Origin of the sequence: Eubacterium sp. MSJ-33, from assembly GCF_022174665.1 — a bacterium.
Lineage (GTDB): Bacteria > Bacillota > Clostridia > Lachnospirales > Lachnospiraceae > Coprococcus_C.
Window position 1 is genome coordinate 2447221 of record NZ_CP076562.1, and the last position, 12338, is coordinate 2459558.

The 12338-nt window shown below is 40.9% G+C and carries 11 protein-coding genes; all 11 read left to right on the forward strand.

Going from position 1 to position 12338, the window contains the following annotated elements; all coding sequences use genetic code 11:
• Positions 1 to 25: 25 nt before the first annotated feature.
• The 11 genes from mfd to KP625_RS11585 all read left to right on the forward strand — a co-directional run bounded on the left by mfd (position 26) and on the right by KP625_RS11585 (position 12278).
• The gene (mfd, locus tag KP625_RS11535; protein ID WP_238297969.1) at positions 26 to 3562 is read left to right on the forward strand and encodes a transcription-repair coupling factor; all 3537 of its coding nucleotides are present in this window, start codon (positions 26 to 28) and stop codon (positions 3560 to 3562) included.
• Positions 3552 to 4622: a peptidylprolyl isomerase gene (locus KP625_RS11540; RefSeq protein ID WP_238297970.1), complete on the forward strand. Its 1071-nt coding sequence runs from the start codon at positions 3552 to 3554 to the stop codon at positions 4620 to 4622. The genes mfd and KP625_RS11540 overlap by 11 nt, the downstream gene beginning before the upstream one ends.
• Positions 4623 to 4739: 117 nt before the next feature.
• Positions 4740 to 5459 (forward strand): LytR/AlgR family response regulator transcription factor, encoded by a 720-nt coding sequence (locus KP625_RS11545; protein WP_238297972.1) that lies wholly within the window; start codon positions 4740 to 4742, stop codon positions 5457 to 5459.
• Positions 5460 to 5590: 131 nt separating this feature from the next.
• Positions 5591 to 6754: a sensor histidine kinase gene (locus KP625_RS11550; RefSeq protein ID WP_238297974.1), complete on the forward strand. Its 1164-nt coding sequence runs from the start codon at positions 5591 to 5593 to the stop codon at positions 6752 to 6754.
• A gap of 134 nt (positions 6755 to 6888) precedes the next feature.
• Positions 6889 to 8046: a hypothetical protein gene (locus tag KP625_RS11555; protein WP_238297975.1), complete on the forward strand. Its 1158-nt coding sequence runs from the start codon at positions 6889 to 6891 to the stop codon at positions 8044 to 8046.
• Positions 8039 to 8821, forward strand: a complete 783-nt coding sequence (locus KP625_RS11560) for a hypothetical protein (RefSeq protein WP_238297976.1) — start codon at positions 8039 to 8041, stop codon at positions 8819 to 8821. The genes KP625_RS11555 and KP625_RS11560 overlap by 8 nt, the downstream gene beginning before the upstream one ends.
• Positions 8814 to 9659: a hypothetical protein gene (locus tag KP625_RS11565; RefSeq protein WP_238297977.1), complete on the forward strand. Its 846-nt coding sequence runs from the start codon at positions 8814 to 8816 to the stop codon at positions 9657 to 9659. The genes KP625_RS11560 and KP625_RS11565 overlap by 8 nt, the downstream gene beginning before the upstream one ends.
• Before the next feature lie 5 nt (positions 9660 to 9664).
• Positions 9665 to 10303 (forward strand): ABC transporter ATP-binding protein, encoded by a 639-nt coding sequence (locus KP625_RS11570; RefSeq protein ID WP_238297978.1) that lies wholly within the window; start codon positions 9665 to 9667, stop codon positions 10301 to 10303.
• Between the two features lie 103 nt (positions 10304 to 10406).
• The gene (locus KP625_RS11575) at positions 10407 to 10784 is read left to right on the forward strand and encodes a GntR family transcriptional regulator (RefSeq protein WP_238297979.1); all 378 of its coding nucleotides are present in this window, start codon (positions 10407 to 10409) and stop codon (positions 10782 to 10784) included.
• A complete protein-coding gene (locus KP625_RS11580; protein WP_238297980.1) occupies positions 10777 to 11478 on the forward strand; it encodes an ABC transporter ATP-binding protein in 702 nt (233 codons plus the stop codon). The genes KP625_RS11575 and KP625_RS11580 overlap by 8 nt, the downstream gene beginning before the upstream one ends.
• Complete coding sequence (locus KP625_RS11585) at positions 11472 to 12278, forward strand: hypothetical protein (protein WP_238297981.1); 807 nt, start codon at positions 11472 to 11474, stop codon at positions 12276 to 12278. The genes KP625_RS11580 and KP625_RS11585 overlap by 7 nt, the downstream gene beginning before the upstream one ends.
• Positions 12279 to 12338 lie beyond the last annotated feature (60 nt).

Sequence of the window (12338 nt, forward strand, 5' to 3'; positions counted from 1 at the left end):
AGAAGATAGAAAAGAGGATCACAACATGAAAGCTTTGACTCTTGCATTTCAAGATGATCCAAGGTTTGCAGAGTTAAAAAAACATAGGGATGAGAGGGGAGGTATCCACCATGTATGGGGGATGGATCGCCGTATCACCCCACTTTTAATGGAAGCATTGTCAGATGAAAAAAGATTTCGACTGATTGTGACGTTTGAGGAGCGGCGCGCAAGGGAATTAGTAGAGGACTATCGGTTTTATAGCCGTCAGACCTTTTATTATCCGGCGAAGGACGCGCTTTTTTATTCCGCCGATATTCATAGCAATAATACGGTTCAGGAACGGCTGGAGATCTTCAAGAAGATTGCAGAAGGCCGTCCATGTACAGTGGTTACAACAATCGAGGGATTGATGGATAAGATTCCGGCAATTTCCCATATCATAGAAAATATATTGACGATTAAGGTCGGTGATACCTTGCAGCTCGATGTATTTTCCAGAAAACTCACAACACTTGGATATGAAAAAACTTCAATTGTAGAAACACCGGGGCAGTTTTCTGTCAGGGGAGGAATTATTGATATATTCTCTCTGACAGAAGAGTGCCCTTATCGTGTTGAGTTGTGGGGGGATGAGATTGACAGTATTCGAAGCTTTGATGTGGAAAGCCAGCGTTCCATGGAGCGTGTGGAAGAGTTTGTCATCTACCCGTCTTCTGAAATGGTGTTGGATGATGTACGCATCAGCAAAGGTATTGCGAAGCTGGAGAAGGAACATAAAGCACAGGCAAAGCTTCTGAAAGAACAGTTTCATACAGAACAGTATGCCCGCCTGAATAAGATGGTTGCATCTGTGTTGGAGGAGTTGAAAGAGTTTAACTCTACGATGGGCTTAGACAGTATGGTGGAATATTTTTATGACGATACGGTGTCATTTCTTGATTATTTTCCGGAGAATACAGATATTTTTATCGATGAACCGGAACGGGTAGGACAGCGCGCCGGTGCCTACGAAACACAATTTGGAATGTCAATGGAAGGACGCCTGGAGGGTGGATATGTTTTACCGACGCAGGCAGATGTACTCTATGGTGCGAAGGCGACGATCGCAAGACTCGTGAACCGTGCGCCGGTGCTTTTGTCTGAACTTTATAAAAAACAGCCGGCATGGAAAGAACAATATGCATTTCAGATTGACGCAAAGGGTCTTGTAAGTTACAACAACAGCTTCGAGGATCTGATGAAGGATATTGAGAAATACAAAAAGAAAAGTTACCGTATATTGATTCTGTCACCGTCAGCAACGCGTGGAAGACGTATCGCAAAAAATCTGCAGGATAATGATATCATGGCATATTTTACGGAGAATCGGGAACAGCCGTTAAAACCGGGTGAGGTGCGGATCAGTGTTGGCCGTATGGAGACCGGATTTGAGATTCCGGAATGTCACCTGCTTGTGATTGCAGAGGGTGATATATTTACATCGAAGGAATTGAAAAAGAGGAAGAAACTGCCGAAGTATGCAGGAGAAAAAATTGCTGGCTTCTCTGACTTATCGGTGGGTGACTATGTGGTACACCAGAATCATGGTGTCGGAATCTACCGTGGTATCGATAAGGTTGTGACAGATGGACGCACGAAGGATTACATCAGTATCGAATATGCCAAAGGAAGTAAATTGTTCGTACCTGTGGAACAGCTTGACCGGATTGGAAAATTATCGGGCAAAGATGGTGCGCGTGTCAAACTGAACAAGCTTGGCGGACCGGAATGGGAGAAGGTGCGCACGCGTGTCAAGGGACATGTGGAAGATATCGCCAAAGAACTAATCGAGTTGTATGCGATCCGTTCGAGTACACAGGGCTACAAATATTCTGAAGATACCGTATGGCAGCGGGAGTTTGAAGAGATGTTCCCGTATGAGGAGACATTGGACCAGCAGAAAGCCATTGACGATACGAAACAAGATATGGAGAGCGGCAAGATCATGGATCGACTTGTCTGTGGGGATGTTGGATTCGGAAAGACAGAAGTTGCCATCCGGGCGGCATTTAAGGCAGTGCAGGATAACCGGCAGGTGGCATATCTCGTACCAACGACGATCTTGGCTGAGCAGCATTATAATACGTTCTGTGAGCGTATGAAGAATTATCCGATTAATATTCGGATGCTGTCACGGTTTTGTACACCGAAGGAAGTCAAAGAGACATTGGAGCAGATGAAGTCCGGCATGGTAGATATCGTGATCGGTACCCATCGACTGCTATCCAAAGATATTGTATTTAAGAATCTTGGACTGCTGATTATTGACGAGGAACAGCGGTTTGGTGTCAAACATAAGGAACAGATCAAGCAGATGAAGAAAAATGTAGATGTGCTGACATTGACGGCAACTCCGATTCCGCGAACGCTGCATATGAGTCTGGTTGGTTTGCGTGATATTAGTTTGTTGGAAGAACCTCCGGTTGACCGGCTTCCGATACAGACTTATATCATGGAGTATGATCTGGAGTTTGTAAAAGAGGCAATCAACCGGGAGCTTGCGCGGAATGGGCAGGTATATTATGTGTATAACCGGGTGGAGACGATTGCGGATATTACGGGTCAGCTTCGTCAGGTATTACCGGATGCAGTCATTGAATTTGCGCATGGTAAGATGCCGGAACGGGAACTTGAAGCGATGATGCGCCGGTTCATCAAGGGTGAGATTGATGTACTTGTGTCGACGACCATTATCGAGACCGGGCTGGATATTCCAAATGTCAATACGATCATCATACATGATGCAGATCGGTTTGGTCTGTCCCAGCTTTATCAGCTGCGTGGACGTGTTGGACGTTCCAACCGGAGTGCCTATGCATTCCTGCTCTATAAACGTGACAAGATGATAAAAGAAGTCGCGGAGAAACGTCTGAAAGCAATCCGGGAGTTTACAGATCTTGGCTCAGGGTATAAGATAGCAATGAAGGATCTGGAGATTCGTGGAGCCGGAAATTTGCTTGGACAGGAACAATCTGGAAATATCGAAGCAGTTGGTTATGATTTGTATTGCCAGATGCTGAATGATGCAATCCGGCGTCTGTCTGGTGAGACGGTGCGCGAGGAGTTTGTGACGAATGTGGAGCTTCCGCTCAATGCCTATATTCCGGACAGCTATGTGAAGAATGAATATGTGAAGCTGGATTTATATAAGCGAATCTCGAAATGTGCGAACCGCGAGGATAATGATGCCATCTTAGAAGAGGTGCGTGACCGATTTGGTGAACCACCAAAGCCGTTCTTCCGCCTGCTTGATGTGGCATATCTGAAAGCAATTGCGCATGAGGTTTATATTACGGATATCAAATATGTGGGCGATGAGGTACGATTTTACATGCTGCCACAGGCACCTGTGCAGGCGGAGCGAGTCAACCCGTTGCTGAAACGGTATAAGAACACATTGCGGCTTACCGCGGGCAAACAGACATATTTCCGTATCCGTATGTCGAAGCTGATCGAGGAGGAGATGGTATCTTCCTGTGAGAAGGTAATTGAGGATATCCGCACATTGTATAACACGGAGGATGTGAACCATGAAGCATAATAGACGTTATCGAAAATTAATTGCAATATTGTTGTGTATCTGCCTGATGGTGCCGATGCTTTCCGGCTGTGGAGAGAAAAAGGAAGAACCGGAGCAGACGAGCAATGGAACACTGGTATTTCAGTATGGAAACAACTTAGTTACTAAAGGTGAAATCTATATTTATATTGAAACGGTGCGCGAACGGTATGAACTGCAGTATGGCAGTGATGTATGGCAGACGGTGCTTCCGGATGGCGGAGAAGGTGCTTCTATGGAGAACCTGACGCGTGAGGAAGTGGTAAATGAGATCGTACGTGTCAAGACGTTGTGTGCACATGCCGATGAGCTTGGAATTGTATTAAGTGATGAAGAATTATCTGAATTGAATCGGAAAGCGGACGATTTCTGTGAGGGGCTGACCGACGAACAGTTGCAAAGTATGGAAATCACAAAGGAGAAGGCAGAGAAAGTGATGCAGGAAAATGCAATCGCATCGAAGGTGGAGGCGAAGATCCTGGATGACCGGAAGATTGAAATCTCCGATGAAGAAGCGCGGATGACGACGTTCTACGACATGTATTTTGAGTGTTACAGCATGGATGAAAATGGGGTAGTGACACCTTATACAGAGGAACAGAAGGATCAGCAGTATCGAAATGCGCTTCAGGCGTGTGCAACATTGGCTGCGACAGACTTAAGAGACTTCGCAGGTGCAGCTATCGGGAGGCTGGCAGAGTATTATCAGTTGAATGAGGCGAAGATGCAGACGATGAGTCCGTCACAGATTCTGGAAACTTACGGACAGGATGTGTATGATCTGCTCTACAGTATGGAGAACGGACAGTACAGCACGGTTGTGGAGACACAGTATGGCTATCATGTATTCCAGATGATCGCTCTGACCGATCAGACGAAAACGAATGAGCAGAAAATCGTGATTTATAATCAGCAGGTACAGGAAGCGTTATCGGATACGCTTACGAAATGGCAGGCACAGATTGATCCGGTGTTCAAGTACCCGGACAGTGTAGATATGGACGTGTATGACAGCATCGTGAATGAGACAATTGAAAAATAAAATCGTAAAATGCATATGGGGAATGCATACTTAGGGAGACACAAAGAAAAACAGGCACAACGAAAAGTATGTGATAATACTTTTCGTTGTGTTTTTTATTGTGAAAAAGGAGAACATATGATAATAGCAATTTGTGATGACGAACGGAACATATTAGATAAGGTGTATTGTTATTGCAGGAAGATCGTGCAGCCAAAGACGGAGGTTTTTTCATATACAAGTCCGGAAAATTTACTGCAAAATATTTATCGGGGAATCATACCGGATCTGCTGATTTTAGATATAGAGATGCCGGAGGAGTCGGGATTAGAAATCCGAAAGCGGTTACAGCAAAACAAGATGCACATAGATATCGTATATCTGACTTCTCATAGAGAGATGATGCAGGAGGCTTTTGGAAGAAATGTAGTTGCTTTTTTGAATAAAGATAATTATGAGACACGACTTGCTGAGATTATATCGAAGTATGAACAGGAGTTATCAAATGTGCTGGAAATACAGCAGAATGGCGAAACTAGGAGGCTGGAACAAAAATATGTGATGTATATACAGGCGTCTGATAAATACAGTGAGGTGTATTACAGACAGCCGGGGGATATAAAGACCGATTATTTGTTGTCAGGATATACGCTTTCACACTGGCAGGAGATATTACCGGAGGATCAGTTTTGCCGAGTGGCAAGAAACGTAATATTAAATTACGGCAATGTAAAAAAGATAGACAGGGATATGGTATATATGACGGATGACAAATGTTTTAAAATTCCGAAGGGGAAGGTACGCCAATTCCGGACTGCTTACTATGCATATATAAGAAAACAGGTGGTGATTCTTTGAATTTTGTGCTTCACTTTTTGGTTTTATGTATCAAGTTTACATGTATCGTTTTGGTTATGCAGATTGTGTTTGGCAGCAGGACGAGGTGGAAGCAACGAGGATGGATTTTTCGTATCGTAATATGTGCGTGCGTGCTGCTTATAGAGACATGGCTGGAATATGTGGCAATGACTTATAATGAGGCAGATATATCTCCGATTTTGCATTTGTTTTGTGCCTGTCTGGTAATGGATTTGAAAACGGCGGATTGCACACGGAAAACGATACTTGCATATCTGTTAGTTGAAACATTGGGTGTCGTTATAGCATTAGTAGGTTTTAATTGTTTTGCAATAAGGATCGATAGTTTTTATGAGAATCCATCGTTAGATATGATAAATATAGCCGTGGAATGTGTTCTTTTGGCGTTGATAGCCTATTTATTAAGAAAAAACAGAAAAACGGTTACGGTTACAATACCGACATTCATATTTGCACTGCTCGTTGAACTTCTGGTTGCTTTGCAAATAGCATTTGTGGCATATGTATTGGGAGATGGTGTCAGAAATAATGTGCGTGCAGAAAATACATATGTGATTATTGTCATGCTGGGTTCCTCGTTTTGTATGGCGTTATATTTCTTATATATTCATAAGTCTGAACAGATAAGGGATTTGCAGAAGCAGCAGATTGCAATATACAGAAGAGAACAGGAACTTACAAAGAATTATTATACAAGATTGTATGAGAAGAATGAACAGACAAGAGCCAGACAGCATGATATGCATCATATGTTACAGACCGTCGAGGTCATGATGAAAGAGGGAGAATATGAAAAAACGCTGGCGTTTATTCAAAAATGGAAAAAGTCAGAGGGAACAAAAAATAAAATTATCTATTCGCAAAATCGAATTGTCGATGCCGTGATCGATGGCGTATTGGGAGCAGAACTCGAACGAAATGAAATCACATTGAATTACAGTGGGAAAATACCGCAACAGATTGGAATTGATGATTTGGATTTGTGTTTACTGATATCGAATCTTCTGGAGAATGCGAAGGAGGCTGTACAAAAATTAGATACGGATAGGAAAGAAATCGGACTGAAAATCGGAAGAAAAGAAAGTCTGATTTGTATCGATATAAGGAATCCATATACACAGGGCGGGGAATGTGTAAAGGAAGAAGGGTGGCATGGATACGGTCTTAAAAATGTGAAAGAGATCGTAGAAAAATATGATGGGGAAATAGAGGTACAGGATGGAAATAATATATTTACAGTAAGTATCATTTTGGAAAGTGCTCAAAATGAATAAAAACTTCCGTTTCACGAATAAAACTTCCGTTTCACGAAGCAAACATTGAAAAACAGGGGTATGTATGGTTGTATAGATATTGTAAGCGCTTACAAAAATACACGAAAGGGCGGTATACACCGTAGAAAAGTGATATGGGAAGAATAACTAAAAAACGATATATTGCAGTGGTTGGAATAATCATTTTTTTATTTTCTGCATGTGGTAGAAGAATGGAGCATCAGGATATAAGTGGTGGTATAAGTGAGCAAACTTCTACGGATGCAGAAAAAGTTGTATTTCCTGACAGATATGAAACAACTGAGGGAAAAGTAGTCTTCTCTTGTGATGTGTTAGCGCCGGAATCTCCGGCGCTTACATCTGTGACAGCAAGCCAGATAGATTTTGATTATGCCGGAATAAGAGATTGTTTGATACAAGATAATGAAGTTATAGAGACAGAGATATGGGAATGGGATGACGATAAAAAAACTTCAGTTCCCGGAAAATTGAATGTGTCAAAACAGGATTTTGAAAAAAATGAATATGATTATGTGCTGGATAATGGAGCAGAACTTATTGTTGGTACATGTGGTTCGTGGTCTGAGGTTATTTATATGATGCCGACAAACTATATCACAGATGCTTTGAATTTAGGAGGAGAAGATGAGGGGTACAATGGGAATCTATATAAGAAAAATATAAATTTTGCTTTTGCATCACAGGAAGAAACGGTTTCAGAGTTAAAAGAAATCACAAGTCTTTATACAGGTGTAAATGACACGATGCAAACAGTATATTGCGTTGATGCAGATACATTAAATGAAAATCGTGTGGTTAGTGAACAAGAAGAAAAAGGAGAAGAAGCTGATATATATACAAGTGAGGATGATGGATACTATATTTGTATGTGGCAACAGTTACAAGGACTTCCGGTATATTCAAGGGAAGCTAATTATTCAATAGAGTATGCGGGCAATGCACCAATTGTGGCGTATTATACGGAGAACGGATGGCATGATCTGCGAATAGAGGCAAGCAGACTTTATAACTTTGATGTAAAGGGAGAAACTGTTAAACTCAAACAGTTTAAAGAGATTGCAGATGTGGTTTTCAGATACTATGATGCATTACTTACAGACAATACATATGAGATATATCGCGCAACATTGTATAATTACGTGACAGAAGATGGAACAGTAACACCAGTTTGGATATTTAAAACCTATGAAACATATCCGGATGGGAATTTTCGGTGTGACCAATTGGATATCAATGCGGTAACAGGAGAGGTGTTTACAATTTATGATTAAACATGATTTAAAAAGAGCATTTGGAAAACAATTTGTTTTAAGTATTTTTTTATCTTTGATAATTATGGCTTTGATTGTACTGGAACGAAAGGATAAGGGAACCGGTGTGTTTTCTATCATGGAGGATATATTGTCTAGATGTGAATATATGATTGTATTTGCAATGGCAATTATGCCGTACGCATATGTATTTGCAGAAGATTCTGAGAGAAAAACAGTCTATCAGGTTTTGATAAGGGCGGAATTGAAGAAATATGTATTTAGCAAAATTTTATTTATATGCATATCTACGATAAGTGTGATTTTTATTTCGTTTGTTTTATTTGTGGCTGGCTTAAAGAGTTTTGGAGAGGAGTGGATTTCTTATGATTTGGTAATAAAGCCATATGAGTTAAATGGGATAGGTTTTTGCAATTTAGAATTGTGGCCTCTGTTGGAAAGGCACCACGATATGATGTTTTATTGTATTGCGGGGTTGCAGATGGGGCTTTTAAGTGGGGTGGTTGCACTTGCTGCAGCGTTATTATCACTTTTTATTAAAAATAGAATGATGGTTATGATTTTACCTGTAATATGTTTATATACAATGTATAAATATTTGAATGGAATTGTAGGTTATGAATACGGAATATATGCTCTCTTTAATTGTTTTTATAATTACAACTGGTTAGGAAATCATATTTTCTTATGGGCGTTGATAACAGCAGTGCTAATGTATTTGATATTATCAATATTAATATATTTTCGTATTAAGAGGATGGTGCGATATGAATAAAAGAATACAATATGGTAAATACATTAGAAATAATACAATATCTAAAATATTTTCATCGCGTATGCTTGTGATCAGCTTAATACAGTTAGTTTTTCAAGATACTATTTTGAAAACGTTTTACGAATATGCAAAACAGTATAAAGAAAACGTATATCCTTTTATTTTTTCTCTTATATGCGGAAATTTAACGTTTATTATGATTTTTGGATTTTGTGTTCTGTATATGTATTCCGATGCACCATTTATGAACCAAAAAGAGATGTATAATATAGTGAGGTGTGGACGATATAAATGGCTCTTTTCACAGGAAATAATGATATCGAATTTGGCGAGCTTCTTGGTTATATATAATTATTTAATAGAAGTAATTCGGTTATTTCCGCGATTATCATTTGCGAATCAATGGGACCGAATCACGATGTCTTTGTCTTACGGTACAATATCAGCAGATATAGCTGGCTTTGAAATGAGTGTTTTGCAAAAATATTCTCCTTGGATGAGCGCCTTATATGGGATAGGTATGGGAATTCTTGCAGTTAATTTAGTAGGTCATATTATGTTTACATTCAGTTTGTTGATAAGTAGGATGGCTGCAGTACTGGTGGGAAGTTTCTTTGCGATTATGCCAATAATAACTTATAATTCGAGTAATATTTATGGATGGGTATATTATGTATCTCCATTTTCGTGGATATCACCGGGATATATTGTTCGTTCTGTAAGTGTGCCAAATTTGGTTTATAAAATAGCAGCGTGTTTGGTTGGTGCAATCATTTGTATATGTGTAGATTGCATTGTAATAAAAAATCGAGATTTTGATTGGACTGTGGAGGAGTAAAAAATATGACGGTAATACAGGTAAAAAACGCTTGTAAAAGTTTTAAGAACCATAAGGTTTTGGATCATGTATCAATCACCTGTGAACAGGGAGAATGTGTTGGAATCGTTGGAAGAAACGGATGTGGGAAAACAGTTTTGTTTAAATGTATATGTGGACTATATTGTCTGGATGAGGGGGAAATCTATGTAGACGGAAGAAAGAAGAAGGATGAAGAGATATTGCAGAATATCGGTATTATTATTGAAAATCCCGCATTCTTAGAACGGTATAATGGAAAGAAAAACCTGGAGCTTTTGTATGAAATACGGAATAAAAAAAATACAACGTATATTGAAGAAGTAATAAAAAAGGTTGGATTAGATCCTGAATTGAAAGATCATGTAAAAAAATATTCGATGGGGATGAAGCAACGATTGGCAATTGCGCAGGCAATTATGGAAAATCCTCATATTTTAATCTTTGATGAGCCGATGAATGGATTAGATGCACATGGAGTTGAAGATATACGCAAGCTTTTATTGGATTTGAAGAAGCAGGGAGTTACGATGCTGCTGGCAAGTCATAATAAAGAGGATATTGAAATATTATGCGACAGGGTATACGAGATGGATGCGGGGGAGATTTCCGGAATGATGCGTTAATCATTCCGGTTTTTTTAGTTTGAAAAAAATACTTGACAAAACCGTACTACTGTATTATTGTACTATTCAGATAATACAGTAATACAAAAAGGAGGAACAAAGATTGGCGTGGAAGTTCAACAATGAATCCCCGATCTATCTGCAGATCGTGGACGCGATAAAGATGCAGATCGCACAGGGCACCTTGAAACCGGGCGATCAGGTACCGGCGGTACGGGAGCTTGCGGTGACCGCAGGTGTGAATCCGAATACGATGCAGAAAGCACTTTCGGAGTTAGAACGCGAAGGCGTGCTCTATTCCCAGCGCACGGCAGGGCGATTCGTAGCAGAACCAAGAGCAGGAGGAACGAGTATGCGAGAGGAACTGAGTCAGAAGCATATACAGGCGTTTGTGGATAGCATGCGAACACTTGGATATGCAGACGGTGAGATTGTAACAGTATTGAAAGGATATTTAAGTGAGGAGGGAGCACATGAGTAATTTAGTAGAAATATCCGGTGTGAAGAAAGGATACGGGATCTCGAAAACTGTATTTGAGAACCTGAACCTGGAATTACCGGAAGGAAAGATCATCGGCCTGCTGGGACCGAACGGAAGTGGTAAGACGACACTCATTAAGATGCTGGTTGGTCTGCTGCAGCCGGAGAAAGGAAGTATCCGCATCTGCGGACACGAGGTTGGACCGGAATCAAAGGCGGTTGTTTCATATCTGCCGGAGCGGACATATTTCAATGAGTACTTAAAGATCCGTCAGCTTGTCAATATGTTCAAAGATTTTTATGCGGATTTCGATGAGACACGTGCGTATGATATGATGAAGCTTTTGAACATCGATCCGAATATGACCTTGAAGAAGCTGTCGAAGGGTAACAAAGAGAAGGTACAGTTGATTATGGTGATGAGCCGCCGGGCAAGACTGTATGTCTTAGATGAGCCGATCGCAGGTGTCGATCCGGCAGCCAGAGACTATATCATGCAGACGATCCTTACAAACTATGATGAGAAAGCGACGATCCTGCTGTCCACACATCTGATCTCGGATATCGAGAACATATTGGATGAAGTCATCTTCATCAGGGAGGGCGAGATTCTCTGTCAGAAGGATGCGGATGCATTGCGGGCAGAAAAAGGACAGTCAATTGATGCGATATTCAGGGAGGTATTTCGATGCTAGGAAAATGTATTAAAAATGAATTTGTAAACCGTTCCGGATTAGTCGGAATGATATCTGCCGGTGTGATGCTTTTTGCGGTTATCGTGCTCGGACTGGATAAATTATATAACGTGGTTGGTACGACTGCATTTGCCGTATTTGTAAAACTTGTAGATGTGATGTTTGCTCTGGTAATGTTTGCCGTGATTGTGATGGTCGTACTGCTTCCATGCCTTGATTTTAGGAATCGTTTCTTCAAGGATCAGGGGTATCTCACCCATACCCTGCCGGTAAAGACATCCACACTCATCGGCGCGAGACTTATCTGTGATCTGGTGATGATTGCCTGGATGGCTGCTGTTTATGGGCTTGCTATCTGCGTCGCAACCGGGAATTTCGAGGTGTTCAGTGATTTCGTAGGGTTCATACAGCAATTCCTTTCGATGTCCGGGATGATAGTGGATCGGAGTCTGATTGTGCTGGATGGCGTATTGGCACTTCTTATGATGTGGCTCGGCGTGATGTGCAATATCTGGACGATCAACGCCGCCTATGCATTTGGCCATGCATTCACAAAATGGGAACGCATATGGTCAGTTGTGTTTTTTGCTCTGATCCAGATGATATGCGGCATACTTGTTGTTGTGTTCAATGAGATTCTGTCAAAGCAGGATATTGACTTATTTCTGGAGCAGATCTCATCGACGGCAAAGCAGTATCTGGTTGTGCTTGTGACGGTTACGATCATAGAGATTGTCGGAATTGCGGTACTTTCCGTGGCTACAACACTTACCTGCAAACATAAACTGAATTTGGAGTAAATGATTGTTTTCCCCTGGAGTGAAACCTTCAGGGGAAACATTGTTTTTGTATAATCCTTG